Source organism: Clostridium bornimense, from assembly GCF_000577895.1.
In the GTDB taxonomy this organism is placed as follows: domain Bacteria; phylum Bacillota; class Clostridia; order Clostridiales; family Clostridiaceae; genus Clostridium_AN; species Clostridium_AN bornimense.
Map to the genome: position 1 here is coordinate 542,383 of NZ_HG917869.1, position 15,583 is coordinate 557,965.

Annotated in this window: 19 protein-coding genes; 8 read left to right on the plus strand and 11 right to left on the minus strand. The window is 27.5% G+C overall.

The features are described from left to right. Positions 1-2 precede the first annotated feature (2 nt). The 4 genes from CM240_RS15875 to CM240_RS15890 form a co-directional block, all read right to left on the minus strand. A complete protein-coding gene (locus tag CM240_RS15875; RefSeq protein WP_044040506.1) occupies positions 3-434 on the minus strand; it encodes a flavodoxin in 432 nt (143 codons plus the stop codon). A 319-nt stretch (positions 435-753) separates the two neighbouring features. Beyond that, the gene (locus tag CM240_RS15880; protein ID WP_051483907.1) at positions 754-1,398 is read right to left on the minus strand and encodes a CAP domain-containing protein; all 645 of its coding nucleotides are present in this window, start codon (positions 1,396-1,398) and stop codon (positions 754-756) included. 152 nt (positions 1,399-1,550) lie between these two features. Beyond that, positions 1,551-1,808: a hypothetical protein gene (locus CM240_RS15885; RefSeq protein ID WP_044040507.1), complete on the minus strand. Its 258-nt coding sequence runs from the start codon at positions 1,806-1,808 to the stop codon at positions 1,551-1,553. A gap of 13 nt (positions 1,809-1,821) precedes the next feature. After that, entirely contained in the window at positions 1,822-3,066 is a 1,245-nt protein-coding gene (locus tag CM240_RS15890) for a Y-family DNA polymerase (RefSeq protein WP_044040508.1), read from the minus strand. Positions 3,067-3,313: 247 nt separating this feature from the next. On the opposite strand from CM240_RS15890, the gene CM240_RS18080 reads away from it, so the two are divergent. Next, positions 3,314-3,592 carry a hypothetical protein gene (locus CM240_RS18080; protein ID WP_242838510.1) on the plus strand — a complete coding sequence of 93 codons (279 nt, stop codon included), beginning with the start codon at positions 3,314-3,316 and terminating at the stop codon, positions 3,590-3,592. A gap of 48 nt (positions 3,593-3,640) precedes the next feature. After that, entirely contained in the window at positions 3,641-4,000 is a 360-nt protein-coding gene (locus tag CM240_RS18085; protein WP_242838511.1) for a hypothetical protein, read from the plus strand. Positions 4,001-4,218: 218 nt separating this feature from the next. Here CM240_RS18085 and CM240_RS15900 read toward each other — a convergent pair whose 3' ends face one another. The 3 genes from CM240_RS15900 to CM240_RS15910 are packed head-to-tail and all read right to left on the minus strand — an operon-like array spanning position 4,219 to position 6,273. Further along, positions 4,219-5,526 carry an MATE family efflux transporter gene (locus CM240_RS15900; RefSeq protein WP_044040510.1) on the minus strand — a complete coding sequence of 436 codons (1,308 nt, stop codon included), beginning with the start codon at positions 5,524-5,526 and terminating at the stop codon, positions 4,219-4,221. 20 nt (positions 5,527-5,546) lie between these two features. Further along, positions 5,547-5,954 carry an arsenate reductase ArsC gene (locus CM240_RS15905; protein WP_044040512.1) on the minus strand — a complete coding sequence of 136 codons (408 nt, stop codon included), beginning with the start codon at positions 5,952-5,954 and terminating at the stop codon, positions 5,547-5,549. Positions 5,955-5,958: 4 nt separating this feature from the next. Beyond that, complete coding sequence (locus tag CM240_RS15910) at positions 5,959-6,273, minus strand: ArsR/SmtB family transcription factor (RefSeq protein ID WP_044040514.1); 315 nt, start codon at positions 6,271-6,273, stop codon at positions 5,959-5,961. Positions 6,274-6,469: 196 nt separating this feature from the next. On the opposite strand from CM240_RS15910, the gene CM240_RS15915 reads away from it, so the two are divergent. Beyond that, entirely contained in the window at positions 6,470-6,970 is a 501-nt protein-coding gene (locus CM240_RS15915) for a GNAT family N-acetyltransferase (RefSeq protein ID WP_044040516.1), read from the plus strand. Between the two features lie 108 nt (positions 6,971-7,078). Here the strand turns inward: CM240_RS15915 and CM240_RS15920 are convergent, their stop codons facing one another. The 4 genes from CM240_RS15920 to CM240_RS15935 all read right to left on the minus strand — a co-directional run bounded on the left by CM240_RS15920 (position 7,079) and on the right by CM240_RS15935 (position 11,360). Next, on the minus strand, positions 7,079-7,942 hold the full coding sequence (locus CM240_RS15920; RefSeq protein WP_044040518.1) for an AraC family transcriptional regulator: 864 nt from the start codon (positions 7,940-7,942) through the stop codon (positions 7,079-7,081). A 357-nt stretch (positions 7,943-8,299) separates the two neighbouring features. Then, positions 8,300-9,916: a YetF domain-containing protein gene (locus CM240_RS17690; RefSeq protein WP_156930638.1), complete on the minus strand. Its 1,617-nt coding sequence runs from the start codon at positions 9,914-9,916 to the stop codon at positions 8,300-8,302. Further along, positions 9,913-10,659, minus strand: a complete 747-nt coding sequence (locus tag CM240_RS15930) for an ATP-binding cassette domain-containing protein (RefSeq protein WP_044040519.1) — start codon at positions 10,657-10,659, stop codon at positions 9,913-9,915. Before CM240_RS15930 ends, CM240_RS17690 begins: the two co-directional genes overlap by 4 nt. Continuing rightward, on the minus strand, positions 10,659-11,360 hold the full coding sequence (locus CM240_RS15935) for a GTP-binding protein (protein ID WP_044040520.1): 702 nt from the start codon (positions 11,358-11,360) through the stop codon (positions 10,659-10,661). Before CM240_RS15935 ends, CM240_RS15930 begins: the two co-directional genes overlap by 1 nt. A 184-nt stretch (positions 11,361-11,544) precedes the next feature. On the opposite strand from CM240_RS15935, the gene CM240_RS15940 reads away from it, so the two are divergent. The 5 genes from CM240_RS15940 to cbiQ all read left to right on the plus strand — a co-directional run bounded on the left by CM240_RS15940 (position 11,545) and on the right by cbiQ (position 15,580). Next, a complete protein-coding gene (locus CM240_RS15940) occupies positions 11,545-12,210 on the plus strand; it encodes a Crp/Fnr family transcriptional regulator (RefSeq protein ID WP_051483908.1) in 666 nt (221 codons plus the stop codon). A 28-nt stretch (positions 12,211-12,238) separates the two neighbouring features. Next, a complete protein-coding gene (locus CM240_RS15945) occupies positions 12,239-13,216 on the plus strand; it encodes an ABC transporter substrate-binding protein (RefSeq protein ID WP_044040522.1) in 978 nt (325 codons plus the stop codon). Then, positions 13,188-13,955 carry an ABC transporter permease gene (locus CM240_RS15950; protein ID WP_051483909.1) on the plus strand — a complete coding sequence of 256 codons (768 nt, stop codon included), beginning with the start codon at positions 13,188-13,190 and terminating at the stop codon, positions 13,953-13,955. Before CM240_RS15945 ends, CM240_RS15950 begins: the two co-directional genes overlap by 29 nt. Further along, positions 13,956-14,546 (plus strand): ATP-binding cassette domain-containing protein, encoded by a 591-nt coding sequence (locus tag CM240_RS15955; RefSeq protein ID WP_044040523.1) that lies wholly within the window; start codon positions 13,956-13,958, stop codon positions 14,544-14,546. A 242-nt stretch (positions 14,547-14,788) separates the two neighbouring features. Beyond that, positions 14,789-15,580, plus strand: coding sequence for a cobalt ECF transporter T component CbiQ (gene cbiQ / locus CM240_RS15960; protein ID WP_044040524.1), 792 nt, complete (start codon positions 14,789-14,791; stop codon positions 15,578-15,580). The last annotated feature ends 3 nt before the right edge of the window (positions 15,581-15,583 follow it).

The window sequence follows — 15,583 nt, forward strand, 5'->3', positions numbered from 1 at the left end:
CCCTATTTTATAATATCTGCTATTTTTCTTCCGTATTCAATACATTGACTTGCATTTTCACCTTCTGGCTCATAATTAACTATTAATGGATCCAAAATTATATTATTTCCTTCTGATCTCATTTCTTCTTCCCAATTTCTCATCCATTCTCCATCGCCCCATCCATAAGATCCAAATAGCGCTATTTTCTTACCTTTTAATTCTTCTCTTATTGAATCTAACATAGGTAAAAATTCACCAATTTCTAGTTCTTCATCACCCATTGACGGGCATCCTAATACAATGCAACTATCATCCTTAATAGTATCACTATTGATAGTATCCATAGATACATTAAGAATTTCTATCTCTATTCCTTTTTCCTTAACTCCTTCCCCTATTAATTTAGCCATTCTTTCTGTATTACCTGTTCCAGTCCAATATATTATTTTCATATACTACCTCCTCGCTTTAATTGAGAATAATTATCATTTATTATTTATATATTACTTCTATTTTATTCCATTGTCAATACTAATTGAAAATAATTTTCAATTAGTATATTATTTTGGGGATTTTCCCCGTTTAAAAAATCGTAAATCTAATTTCCTATTGTAATGCTAAAAGCCTTATCAAGTATATTTATCACTTAATAAGGCTTTTTAACAACATTTTAAAGTAAAAATGAAAACTATGTAACGTATTATATTTTAATCCACCACTTACTATCACTTAAGAAAAAATTGATAAAGGTTGTACGCCTCTGCCTAAAATTTATTTATAAAATTCTTCAGTGGCATATATTTTTGCTTCATTTTTATATATACCAACACCGGTGCTAGTATACTTAGTAGACAATATGTTTTCTTTATGACCTGCTGAATTCATCCAACTTTTCACAAATTCTTCAGCAACTACTTCAGGATTTTCTTCAGCAGTTATCCATGCAATATTTTCTGCCCATGCTGTATATGTTACTCCTTCTTCTTTCATCTTAACTGTAATCAAATTTCCTGACAAATCTTTATGATCAAAATATCCGTTATTCCCCATATCTTTGGACTTTTCCTTTGCATACTTTGCCATAGTTGAATTATTACTATACTCCTGGATTCCTATTTTTCTTCGTTCCGCATTAATCTTCTCAAATATTAATCTTTCTACCTTTGTCTCAAAATCTTCTTCTATAACTTCAGTTTCTACAATATCACTTATTCCTTTCGTCTCTTCTTCAACAACTACTTCTTCGGTTTCTTTTATCACTTCTTCAACAATTTCCGCATCTATAATTTCTGGTTTTTTAACTACTGAATCCTTATTATCATCTTGTGGCATATGCAAATATAATGAATGAGTAACAAGAGATATTGATACTACTATAGCAATTACTTTTAGGATATTTATCATAATCTTAGTCATTTTTTCCCTCCTAACCCACACCATATGTCATCTTATGTAAAATTATAAGGTATTTTGTAATCTTTTTCAATATATCCTTAATCTAGAAGCTGATTTTAATACTTCAACAACTTCTAAGGTCTTCTACTTTTAAATTATATTTTAGAAACATCTTATAAAAACAGTAACCATTTACAATTCATAAGATCATATTTTAAATTATAGTTACTTTCTATCCCATCAATGATACTACTACAGGTAAATTTCCACATTGGATTTCCTGCAATTCTCTCATATTCCCTATTCAAAACTCTATTTATCTTTATAACTTTTGTATCTTCATCTTCTTCAACTCTAAATTTTACAGGATTAATTTTGCCCTTATCATCAAACCAAGCTACCATTTCCACTGTTTTAGCAATTCTATTCATTTATTGTCACTCCTTATAGTATGCTTCCCATCATCGGATAATCTGTTTCTCCCACTCCACCATTTAAAGGTTTTACATCTGAATTTATAAATGTTGAACGTATTATTGATGTATTACCATATTTATTCCGTATATCATCAACTACTTTGTCTATAGCTCTTAATTTATCTACCTTCTTATCATCAAAAAATGTCCTTTGATAAAATTCATTATCACAAAGGTTAGTTAATCTAATGCCAATCTGACGAATACTTTCTCCTCTCCAAGTGTCATCAAAAACTTTCGTTGCTTCTCTAAAAATAATTTCCGTTGAATCAGTTATAATTTCCAATGTTTTCTGATGTGAATACCTATAAAAATCACTATTTTTTATTGATACTACTATGACATTACACATTGAAGCATTATTTCTGAGTCGCATTGCCGCTGTTTCAATAAGAGATAATAATATTTTTAGCGCTTCTTCTCTATCATTTACATCATGAGACATTGTAATGGAATTTCCTATTCCTTTAACTTCTATGTAATTTTTATCCCTAACTTCTGAATTATCTATGCCATTAGCATAATTATGTATTAATATTCCATGACTTTTGAGCTTATTTTTTAAGATATTAACATCAAACTTTGCTAATTCCCCTATAGTATTAATATTAAGCTGTGATAATTTCTTCTCTGTAGCTCTTCCCACCATAAAAAGATCCCCTACTGATAACGGCCATAATTTTTGTTGTATTTCTTCTTTAAATAATGTATATATTGAATTCTTATTTTTAAAATCACTAGCCATTTTTGCTAATAATTTATTTGTACTTATTCCTATGTTTACTGTAAATCCTAATTCTTTTTCAATTCTATCCTTTATTTCAATAGCCTTTTCCATATAGTTATAGTTAAAATGACTCATATCCATAAAGACTTCATCAACAGAATATCGCTGTATTAAGGGTGAATACTGGCATAGTAATTGATACATAGCATCACTACATTTCATAAATAAATCATAATTAGGAGGAAATATCTTAATCTCTGGACATTTTGTAAGAGCTGACAAAATAGTCTCTCCTGTTTGTATATTGTACTCTTTAGCAGGAATAGACTTAGCCAGTACAATGCCATGACGGTCCTCAGAGTTTCCCCCAATTATCGATGGTATCATTCTTATATCAATATTATTTTCTCCATATTGTCTTTGATAAGCTGCTGTCCATGACAAATATGCTGAATTAACATCTATGTGAAATATAATTTTTTCCATATTGATCATCCTCTAGAAATATATTTATACATATATATTACAAGAACATTTGTTCGTATGTAAAGGGGTAATTTTTTATAAATCTTTTATCATCCTCTTTAAAGTAAAAAACTACTACATCTCCTTTATAATTTTTAGATAGTTTTTATCAACATCAACACAAAAGTTCCTTTTATGGTATAATTTACTACAAACTACTGAAAATCTTTATAACATTACTAGTAAATCTATGAAAGGAGATGATCTATTGGCTTTTTTACTAAAAAATGTAGTACCATGGGGCCGCACATTAGATGAATATAAAACTATGTTTCAGCTAAATTATGAGGACTTAATTTCTAAAAAATTTATAGGCTTTGGAGATGGTCCTGCTAGCTTTAATACTGAAGTTACTAAATTAGGTGGTCGTGTTCTATCTCTAGATCCAATTTATAAATATAGCAAGAAAGACATATATGAAAGAATTTTAGAAACAAAATCTATCATAATAAGAGAGATGAATAATAATTTATATAATTATAATTAGGATAAAATTAAAAATCTTGATGAATTATTAGAAGTTAGGATATCCGCTATGAATAGATTTTTAGATGATTATGAAAAAGGATTGTCTGAAAATAGATATATATATCATGAACTTCCTTCTAAAACTTCTTTTGATAACTATACCTTTGATATTGGTCTTAGCTCTCACTTTCTTTTAATGTATACCTCACTAGGTTTAGAATTCCACATCAAAGCACTTAATGAAATGCTACGTATTTGCAAAGAAGTGCGTATTTTCCCTATCACTGATTTAGATGGCATGAAATCTAAGCTTGCTAATGACGTAATAAATTACTTTGAAAAAAACTATATTGTAAAAGTTGTAAAAACTGATTATGAATTTCAAAAACATAGTAATGAAGTTTTAATAGTCAAAAACATATTATAATTATGAAAGGTTAGATTTTATGATTTTTGCTATCTTACTTGGTGTATTCTTTATATCTTTTTTCTTTACCAACTTTGTACTATTATTAGAAGATATACGAGATAAAAAGTCCACAATGAAACAAACTATTAGATGCATAATTTGTTTAATATTGATATGGATTTCTATGATCATAATTTTAAAAATATAAAATAAGGATAGCTATGTGAAATACAAAGCTATCCTATATTAAATTTTATTATATATAAAACATAAGCCGCTATGCCTTTAAAAACACTTGATAATGATATACTTAACCAAATTCCTGATACACCTATAAAGTTTACAAATAATAGTGCCATAGGAATTCTAAGAGTAGTAAATATTATGCTAATGTAGGCGGGTATCTTAGGTTCTCCAACCCCTGTAAATAATCCATTAGATACCATTTCTACTGCACTAAAAACTTGTGATATCGCAATTATTCTAAGATATTCACTAGATAATTTTATAGTATTACTATCCCTTATAAATATTTTTGATAAAAATTCAGGAAAGAAAATAAATACCGTTGTTGTAATTATAGAATATATAACTGCAATTTTAATAGAACTTTTGTATCCTTGTAATACCCTCTCAAGCTTTTTAGCTCCGAAATTTTGACCCGAAAAACTAGATACTGCTCCATTTAATCCACCTATGATCATAAATGTAATTGATTCTATTTGCAAACCTATTTTCTGAGCTGCAATGGCATCTGATCCAAATATAGCAATAATTCTAGCTAATACTATATTTACCAGTGTAAATAAAACTCTTTGAAATGCCATTGGAAAACCTAATACTATTATTTCTTTAATCTTACCTAAATCAATACTAATATTAAAATCATATCTAAATATATGTTTTCCTCTATATCTAAATATTAAAAATAGTATTATATTTGATATTAATGTGGCAATAGCTGATCCAATTACGCCTAATTTAAGCCCATATATAAAAATAGGATTTAAAATTATATTAATAACAATACCGATAGCATTAATTTTTAATGCACTTTTATTATTGCCATAGCTGTTTAGGATTCTAGTATACAACGTATTAAAAAATATAAATACCATATTAGGTCCATTTATAGCTAAATACCAATACGCTTTTACCTCAACCTCTGAATTATTTAACTTCAAAAATCCAATTAGAAATTTACCACCAAATACTAAAATGCTACAATATATTAACGATATAATTAAATTAACTAAAATACCAGAATTAATGTACTTCTTAATATCCAAATCGTTTTTACTTCCTATAGCATGAGCTACTTTTATTCCTGTTCCAATGACGACTAATGCATTAATTGAATATCCTAATCCAATAAAAAAACTTGAAGATCCAATACTGGCAACAGCATTACTTCCAAGAGAACCTACACAAAGCATATCTACTAAGTTATATGAAAATTGCAATAAGGAGCTTCCCATTATAGGTATTGCTAAAGAAAGTATTACTTTTGTTACATTTCCCTTTGTTAAATCTAGCTTTTTCATATTATCTCCATATATATTGATTATAAGTTATTATTTTTTATTCTTTCTACTAATTCTTTAACCTTATACTCTATCATTTTTGCTGCATCTATAAAAGCCTTATCTTCTTTTCCTGTTGGATCCTCAAGCCCCCAATCTTCAATATGACTTGCTGGTAAAGATGGACATACAACATTGCATCCCATTTTTATAACTATATCTACATCTGGAATATCACTTAACAACTTTGATTTTTGAGTTTCATTCATATCAATATTATATAGTTCCTTAATTATTCTTACTGCATCTTGATTTATTTGTGGTTTTGTTTCTGTTCCCGCAGAGTAACTTTCAAAAACATCTCCACCATATAATTTCCCTAGTGCTTCAGCCATTTGCGATCTACAAGAATTATGCACACATATAAATGCTACCTTTGGTTTTTTCATAACCTTATTTCTCTCCTTTTTCATTACAGATACAGTTATCTGTTTCATTTAGTATATTAGTTAGAAATGATATTAATTTATCAGAATTATTTTTATTTAACTTATAGTGATTCCATATACCTTCTCTTCTACATTCAACCAAACCACAATCCATTAAAACCTTCATATGATGAGATAAAGTGGGCTGAGTAAAGTTAAAACTCTCTAATATTTTACATGCACATTTTTCACCACAAGACAATATGTCAAGTATCTTAAGTCTATTAGCATCACTTAATGCCTTTAATATTTTTGAATTTTGGTCATATATACTTTCCATAAATCTCTCCCTCATATATATAGATATTCATCTATATATAATATAGATGAATATCTATATATAGTCAACAACTAATATTATAATAGTCTTAAATAAGCATTGTAATATTTGTTAATTTTAACTTAAAATGATATCATGTAATCAAAAGTATATGAAATTTAAGAAAATTAAATCTTACATATAGGAAGTGTTAAATATGAATTGTACAATTGAAAAAATGAAAAAAGAACATTGGGAAAGTGTAGCTAAAATTTATAAAGAAGGAATTTTAACTAATAAAGCAACATTCCAAAATTCCATTCCTTCTTGGACAGAATGGGATAATAGCCATATAAAAGAATGTAGATTAGTAGCCATATTAGATAATGAAATATTAGGTTGGACTGCTTTAAGTAAAGTTTCAAGTAGATGTGTATATTCTGGCGTAGCAGAAGTTAGTATTTATATTTCTGAAAAGTATAGAGGTCAAGGCATTGGTGAAAAATTATTAAATCAATTAATAATTGAATCAGAAAAACATGATTTTTGGACACTACAATCAGGTATCATCGAAGAAAATGTCGCTAGCATAAATCTTCATAAAAAATGTGGTTTTAGAATACTTGGTACAAGAGAAAAAGTAGCCAAAATGTCCAACGGTATATGGCATAATGTTATCTTAATGGAGAGAAGAAGTACTACCGTCGGACTTGAATAAAAATTAATATTATGGATATAATCATAGATAAACTCCTTTAAAAAGAACAATTATTTTTATCACATCACCAAAAAACCACTAACAAAAACTGTTAGTGGCTTTTTTATATTATTTATTAGATTTTTTAATTGGTATCCATATTTCACTTAAATAATTGTCACTGCTCATATCACCATTAGAATACCATTCTATTTCTGGTCCTTCATCGTGCTCATAACCTGAAGTAGGGAGCCATTCTGTAAATATTCTCTTCCATACATTTTGTTGTGCTTCTGGCATTTTACCTCTACATTCAAACTTAACCCAAGTAAGTTCTGGTACATCTAACACTTCATACTTTTCTTCAACATCTTTATTACTATTAACAGCTATCATATAATCAAATTCGTCTTTTCCAAAATTATAACAAACTCCATACATTGCTTTATTACTATCATCACATAAACCCATTAACTTATCACAAGTACCATCTTCACATGATTCATTCCAAAACTTAGGTATTTGTATAAAATTTTCTCCATTTTTTGTACTAATAGTTTTTTTCCTTCCTAGTAACCTAAATCCTTTTTCTTTCTCAATACGATAATTCATTTCTTCTACTCCTTTTATAGATATTTTGAAAGAGATTCTTGGGTAAGATTTTAAAGTAGCGCCTTCTTTTTTCCCTTCACTTGGTGTCACACCATGTAAATTAGTAAATGCTCTTGCAAAAGAGACCGGTGATTCATATCCATATTTAAGAGCAACATCCAAAACTCTACTGCCTTCTTTCTGGAGCTCCAGTGCAGCCTTTGTCAACTTTCTACGCCTAATATATTCGCCTAATGATACATCTGCAATAAAAGAAAACATTCTTTGAAAATTGTATGATGAACAACAAGCCTTCATTGCAACGACTTCATAGTCAATTTCTTTGTCCAAATTCTCTTCTATATAATCTAGCGCAGAATTCATTTTATCAATCCACTCCATATTATCATCCCTTTCATACCTCTATTCTATAAGAATAAACTCTATACTTCGCAACTATTTATGCACAACATTAAAAATAATAAATCCTACACTTCTCATCTTTATATGATAAATACATGTTTATTTGGATAATTATGTATGTTTTCTATATTGATTATACACCATAAATTTATGTATTACTTTAATAACAAAAAAGAATGATCCATAAGACCATTCTTTTATAAAAAGGAAAATGATTTGAAAAAAACTAACTATTATCATTAACTACAATTCTAATATATCAATTTTCTGTGACATTTATATGACAACTATGAGAATTTAATATGAATCTTGTTCATAAGATAATACATCTAATATTTATTCTATACCAAACTTATTTTCTGGATTGAAACTATCAGAATACTTTTTTGAAATAATAAGCTTTTTATTTTGATCTAAGCCGGCATAAAAAACCTCTTTAATGCTATTTATACCTTTTCTTTTAAGTTCAGACTGTAACCATTTTTTATCTATACCAGCTATTTCAAGATTCTTATCTATTATTTTTCCATCAATTATAATATCATTTGTTAAAGAGAGACTCTTTACCTTTAAATCCATATCATATGGAGTTACTGGCTTTTTATTAGCTTTTATTAAAACTGACAATTGACCATTACTCTCCATAATTGCAAATTGTACATCCTCTAAACTAAAAACATCCTTTTCTCTTAACTTCATCATAAGCTCATTTATCGTAATCCTAAGTCTTTTCATATTTTTATCAATAATACGTCCATTTTCTATTAATATCAAAGTCTTAGCATTTATTATTCTTCTAACTGTATAACTTTTTAAATTTAAATAACTAGTTGCTATAGTTAACAATGTAAAAACTATTAATGCTATAACTCCTGAAAAGACTACATGATCTTTATTAATTATAATTTTAGCAATCATTGAACCTACAGAAATACCCATTATAAAATCAAAAAAATTCATTTGTGAAATAATTTTAATACCAATTAATTTACTGAGAATCAGTGCTAAAAAATATATTAAAATACCTTTAATTATTGTGCTAAATAATATACTACTATACATATAAAATTCTTCAGAAGATATAGATTTTAACCATTTATCACTAGGGTATAAAAATTTGTTATTATTAGATAATACAAATTTTTCATCTAAAGTACCTTCTAAACATGTCACGAGAGAAGCATTTTGAACAAAAAAATTACAAAATTCTTCAATTAAAAGATTTGAAAGTACAGTATTTACGGTAGAAAAATCAATTGACTTATTAGCACAAATATAAGATGGAAGGGCAAAGGCACCTTCTTTAGGATAATTTATGAATAAGTCCTTATTATTAGCTCTTTTAGCATAAACACTAGGGGTTATAGCTATACAATCTTCTCCATTTTTAACTTCATTAAAAGCTTGTATAGGCATATTCAAGACTTTTGTTTTTTTCATTAGATTTAGCAAATCTTCTTTTCCGTATTTATCCCAAATCGACTTAATGATACATTTTGCCCCTGAGTTGTTGATTCCACCAATAGCCACATTTATGTCCTCTTTTAACAAAGATTCTATAGAATTAATATTATTGTAATCCTCGTTATTATAAGAAAATACTAAAGGTATAATTAAAAAAGGAAGTAACCTTTTATCATAACATACAGGTGAATTTTTTATGCTATCTTTAATTGGGAAATAATCAACTAAATTATATAAGTTATTGCTAAATTTATTGTAAATATTTTGGTTCTCAAATACCTCTAGATCAGTAGATACAATTATATCAGGTATAACTGCATCATCTCTTTCTAAATATTTGTTTAAGCTAGTCGGATAACCTATACCAAAATGAGTTATTTCAAGATTTATATTATGATCTTTTAAAGATTCAACTAGGTTATCTAAATATTGCTTTTCATATTTATGTAGTATACATACATTACTCCAGTATAATTTTACTGTTTTCATATTAGGTATTCTCCTTCTCTTAGTAAACTTTGATAATTAAGTTGTAGTTGATACATTTCATTTAAATTATCAAGTAGATTTTCTTCTTCTTTACTACGTTCTATGATTTTATATATAGATCCATTTTTCATAATTATTCTAGTATCTGCCATTAGCGCAGTATGTGAGTCATGAGTAACTATAAAAATCAATTTATCTTCTTTTAGCAAAGCATTTAAAGCTGCTATTTTATCTATACCTGCATTTTCTATTTCATCAATTAAAATAATTGGATTATCACAAATATGAGCAATATCAGCAATCATAAGTGCCCTAGTTTGCCCTCCACTTAGAGAGTTTAAGTTTTGACTTAAACTTATAGGCTCTGCTGTTATTGTATTTGCTGTTTCTATTATTTTATTTATATCTATGTGGGGAATTTTTCTACATTCCTTGTGTATATTTAAAAAGTCTTTTACTGAAGTATCTAATACAAATCTCATATTTTGACTTAAATGAGCTACTAATTCAATTGATTTGCTATGCCTCTCCTCAATAGCAACTTCTTTGTTATCAATTAGTATCTTTCTATTACTTACAGAATCTCTATTTGTAAATTGTTCAATATCTTTTATTAAACGGCTTTTTCCTGAGCCTGTATTGCCGACTATTGAGTAAATATTACCTTTTTTGAAGGTTACAAAATCAAATTCTTCTTTATTTCCTAACTTATCTTTTCCAGAGAAAATTGTCAAAGTGTCCATTAAATAACTCCTTTAAAATTAATTTTTGAAATAATACCTTGTTGGAAATCATCGCCTATTCTACATTCACCAATACAATAAGAACAAATGCCACTAGGCATACTATGCCTAAGAAGATGATCTTCTTTTTTATTGATAGGATTTGATGAAAGTATGTACTGAGATACTAATTCAACACCAAATCCAACTAAACCATCCACATAGAAAATTTTTGAATTAGGATTTAATTTTCGTATATTATAAGAGATTATTTCTCTTTCAGCTTGGGATACCATATCAATTTTGCTTAGAACAATAGCATCTGATTCAGTTAACATTGGCCCTAACTTACTTGGAGCTTTGCAACTAGATGTACAATCTACAACACAAATATGTAATGTTTGATTAGTAGCCGGAGAACATCTATTACAAAGTCCTGCAGTTTCAATAATTAAAATATCGCATTGATTACTTTTTGCCCAATTATTTAATTCAATCAAATTTGAAACTAAGAAATGATCAGGACATACATCTTTACTTAATCCAACCACATATGGAATTTTTAAATCTTTATAAATAATATCATCATCGGTAGCTAGACAATCTATTTTGCAAACACCAGGTTTTAATCCTTTTGAAATTAAATGAGTAATAAGATATTTGCAAAGCGAAGTTTTTCCCACAGAGGATGCTCCTGATATTAAAACTGTTTTTACTAACAATAAAATTCCCTCCCGTATTTAATTAATAAAAAGATAATAGCATAATAAAAAAACTTACTTAGTATCAAATGAGACTTTTTTTATTCAAATAATAATGATTTTTATTATCAATTGTGTTGAAATGAAAATTTTTGTATGCTATTCTTTTTAAAGATTAGTGATGGTGGTTGGAGGCGATAAGTTTATGAATAAAAATGATTGCTACAAAATAGACTTTTTAGTACAAACAAAGCTCTTCAAAAAAGAATTAATAATAAAAGAAAAAATAATTGAAAAAAATTATAAGCAAGGTCAATTTATTAGTGATTATTTTGCAGGACAATTCTATATAGGTGTTATTGCATCTGGAAAAGTAGATGTATTTTCTATCTCTAGTGATGGAAATGAAACTCAAATTTCAAACTTAAAAAAATACGATGTATTTGGGGTGTCAAATATATTTAGCGAGATATGTTTAGAGACAGTGTTGAAATGTAAATCTGATGTCAAAGTATATTTTTATCCAAAATCTGAATTTATAAAATTACTGGAAAAAGACAGTTATCTAAGTATACAGTATTGTAAGTTCTGTAATAACAAGATACAGTTCCTACTAAAAAAAATAGAATTTTTAACTATACAATCAAGCAAAAACAAAATTATTGAGTTTTTATTAAATAATGACCAAAATACTGGCAAAGTGGAATTAGATCATTCAAAAGAAGAGCTAACTAAAATATTAGGTGTTAGCAGAGCATCTCTTTTTAGAGAATTATCAAAATTTCAAAATGAAGGATATCTACGAATAGATGGAAAAAATATAGAGATTCTTCAAAAAGATAAGATTGAGAGCATTTTATATTATAGTTAAAATATATCAAATTTAAAGGAGAAAGAGTATGAAAAGAAAAATATCACTACTAATGATTGCTACATTACTTATGGTTTCTATAGTTGGATGTGGTGCTAGTACAACTAAAAAAGAAGAAGTAACAACAAAAGTAGCAGCACTTAAAGGTCCTACAGCTATGGGTATGGTAAAAATGATTGATGATGAGGAAAGCAATACTGAAAATGAGTATGAGTTTACTATTGCAGGTTCACCAGATGAACTAACTCCAAAAATTGTTAATGGAGAGATTGATATTGCTGCGATACCATCAAACTTATCTTCTATACTGTACAATAAAACAAATGGTGAAGTAGTTTCATTAGGTATAAACACATTAGGAGTATTATACATAGTTGAAAATGGGGAGAATATAAATTCAATCCAAGATTTAAAAGGAAAAACATTATACGCAAGTGGAAAAGGAGCAACACCAGAATATGCCCTTAACTATATATTAAAAGCAAATGGAATAGATCCAGAAAAAGATTTAACTATTGAATATAAATCAGAACACACAGAGTGTTTAGCTGCAATATCAGCAGAAGCAGGTGCTATAGCAATGTTACCTCAACCATTTGTGACAACAGCTATAACAAAAAATCCCCAAATAAGAATAGCATTAGATTTAAATGAAGAATGGGAAAAATCAACTAATGATAGTTCATTAGTTACAGGCGTTATAGTAGCAAGAAAAGAATTTGTTGAAAAATATCCTGAAAAAGTAAGTAACTTCTTAGAAGAATATGAAAAATCAGTGGAATTTACAAATACTAATATAGATAGTGCAGCTGAGCTAATTGAAGCTAATGATATAGTTACAGCAGAAGTTGCAAAAAAAGCAATACCATATTGTAACATAACATTTATAAGTGGTGAAGAAATGAAAGAAAAGCTTGAGGGGTATTTAAATACATTATTAGAGCAAAATCCTGAATCAATAGGAGGAGCGATGCCAAGTGAAGACTTCTATTATAGTAAAAAATAATAATAAAATATCTTTATGGGCAGTAGTGTTTTGGGTTTTAGTTTGGCAAATAGGTAGTGTGATAATTTCTCAGGAGATACTTTTAGTGTCTCCTATTTCAACATTTCAGAGATTAAGTGAACTAATTTTAGAAATAGATTTCTGGAAAGCTATTTTATTTTCATTCAGTAAAATTACTACAGGTTTTTTATTAGCACTTATATTTGGTTCAATATTTGCAATTTTTTCATCCTATATAAAAAAATTTAACCAATTGATAGAGCCTTTAATATTAGTAATACAAGCTATACCAGTGGCATCATTCATTATCTTAAGCTTAATATGGATACCAACAAAGAATCTTTCAATTTTTATCTCTTTTTTAATGGTGCTGCCTATTGTATATAGAAATATTTTAGATGGAATAAATAACATACCAAAAGAAATTAAAGAAATGGCAGATTTATTTAAGATTTCAAAAGCTAAAAGGATAAGATACATATATTTATCTCAAGTTGCACCATATTTAAGATCAGCATGTAGTGTATCACTAGGTCTTTGTTGGAAGTCAGGAATCGCAGCAGAAGTAATAGGTTTGCCTAAAAATTCAATAGGAGAAAACTTATATCAAGCAAAAATATTTTTAGATACTAAAGATTTGTTTGCATGGACAATAGTAATTATTGTAATAAGTATCTTATTTCAAAGGATATTTTTAAGAATTATTGATAGAATTTTAATAAAGATGGAGCGTATCTAAATGGATATAGTATTAAAAAAAGTATGTAAGTCATATAATAATGAAATTATATTAAAAGATTATGATTATGTGTTTAAAGAAAACCAAATTACCTATATTAAAGGTAAGTCAGGTAGTGGAAAAACAACCTTATTAAGAGTATTGATGGGATTTGAAAGTATAGATAAAGGTACCATAGAAGGTATTGATAATAAGAGGATAAGTACCGTTTTTCAAGAAGATAGATTGTGTGAAAATTTAAGTGTAATGGCAAATATAAAATTAGTTTCATCTAATTTAAATGACTCAAATATTGAAGAAGCTTTAGATAAGGTAGGAATGAAAGATTGCAAAAATAAGCCAGCAAAAGAGTTAAGTGGCGGTATGAAAAGAAGAGCGGCGATACTTAGGGCCTTGCTATATGAATTTGATTTGTTAATATTAGATGAACCTTTTAAAGGATTAGATATAAATACAAAAAAATCTGTAATTAATTTTATAAAACAAAAAATAAAAGATAAGACAGTAATAATAGTTACCCATGATATGGAGGAGTTAGATTACTTTAATGGCTTGAAAATAAACATATGTGATTTTGAGAAATTAGTATAATTCATTAAAAGGATAAAATTATTATTGTAAAAAAAGTAATAATCAAATATTGATTAACCATTCTTTAATACAACTTATCCTCCAGTGAATAGAACTCCATCTATAAATTTATATATTTCTTTTTCAACTTTCAATATCTTTTATTAGTGAAGTTACATAATGATTCTAGGTAAAAAACTTTGGTTTTTCTTTGACATAATCTAAATTTTTACCTATACTTTATCTGTAAAAGGAGGTGAATTATGAGAACGCACAAACATAATGGTATAAACTCTATTGATTACTATAGCTATATATCAAAAATTAATCATTGGAATCCTAGTTTTAAGATAATCTTAGGTTTTTCCTCATTACTTATTTGTATAATTGCCGATAGTATTCTTATTTCAGTTTATATTACAATTGCTATGACTTTTATATCAATATACAAAGGCAAAATAAATATTAGAAACTATTTATCTTTATTGAAGATTCCATTAACCTTTATGATCTTAAGTACCATTGCTATTACTTTAAGCTTTTCTACTAAACCTATTGGTGAATATAATGTTAATATATATTTTTTCTACCTACATAGTTCTAATGCTAGCATTTTAGTCGCTATAAAAATTATTATAAAAGCCTTTGGTGCTATAAGTTCGATGTATATGGTTACCCTATCTACTAGTACCATAGAAATTATATCCTTTCTTCGAAGAGCTCATATTCCTAGTATAATTATAGAGCTAATGAATATGATTTATAGATTTATCTTTGTATTAATGGATATTCATAGCAAAATGAAAACTTCTGCTAAATCCCGACTTGGTTATGTGGACTTTAAAACTTCTTGCTTATCCTTCGGTAGAACTGCTGGAAACTTATTGATATTATCAATAAAAAAAGCAAATGGTTACTATGATGCTATAGAATCTCGTTGTTACAATGGGGAAATGCTATTTTTAGAAGAAGCCAAGCCATTAAAAATTTCTCAATTATTATATTCAGTGGGGTATTTTATTCTTTTAATAATACTATGGATAATAACTAAATAAGAG

Coding starts and splice junctions, on each gene's coding strand:
- CM240_RS17690 (WP_156930638.1), bottom strand. CDS start 9,916: ATGAAAACAGTAAAATTATACTGGAGTAATGTATGTATACTACATAAA.
- cbiQ (WP_044040524.1), top strand. CDS start 14,789: ATGAGAACGCACAAACATAATGGTATAAACTCTATTGATTACTATAGC.
- CM240_RS15920 (WP_044040518.1), bottom strand. CDS start 7,942: ATGGAGTGGATTGATAAAATGAATTCTGCGCTAGATTATATAGAAGAG.
- CM240_RS15955 (WP_044040523.1), top strand. CDS start 13,956: ATGGATATAGTATTAAAAAAAGTATGTAAGTCATATAATAATGAAATT.
- CM240_RS15945 (WP_044040522.1), top strand. CDS start 12,239: ATGAAAAGAAAAATATCACTACTAATGATTGCTACATTACTTATGGTT.
- CM240_RS18085 (WP_242838511.1), top strand. CDS start 3,641: ATGAATAGATTTTTAGATGATTATGAAAAAGGATTGTCTGAAAATAGA.
- CM240_RS15940 (WP_051483908.1), top strand. CDS start 11,545: ATGAATAAAAATGATTGCTACAAAATAGACTTTTTAGTACAAACAAAG.
- CM240_RS15875 (WP_044040506.1), bottom strand. CDS start 434: ATGAAAATAATATATTGGACTGGAACAGGTAATACAGAAAGAATGGCT.
- CM240_RS15905 (WP_044040512.1), bottom strand. CDS start 5,954: ATGAAAAAACCAAAGGTAGCATTTATATGTGTGCATAATTCTTGTAGA.
- CM240_RS15910 (WP_044040514.1), bottom strand. CDS start 6,273: ATGGAAAGTATATATGACCAAAATTCAAAAATATTAAAGGCATTAAGT.
- CM240_RS15930 (WP_044040519.1), bottom strand. CDS start 10,659: ATGGACACTTTGACAATTTTCTCTGGAAAAGATAAGTTAGGAAATAAA.
- CM240_RS15880 (WP_051483907.1), bottom strand. CDS start 1,398: ATGACTAAGATTATGATAAATATCCTAAAAGTAATTGCTATAGTAGTA.
- CM240_RS15885 (WP_044040507.1), bottom strand. CDS start 1,808: ATGAATAGAATTGCTAAAACAGTGGAAATGGTAGCTTGGTTTGATGAT.
- CM240_RS15915 (WP_044040516.1), top strand. CDS start 6,470: ATGAATTGTACAATTGAAAAAATGAAAAAAGAACATTGGGAAAGTGTA.
- CM240_RS15890 (WP_044040508.1), bottom strand. CDS start 3,066: ATGGAAAAAATTATATTTCACATAGATGTTAATTCAGCATATTTGTCA.
- CM240_RS15900 (WP_044040510.1), bottom strand. CDS start 5,526: ATGAAAAAGCTAGATTTAACAAAGGGAAATGTAACAAAAGTAATACTT.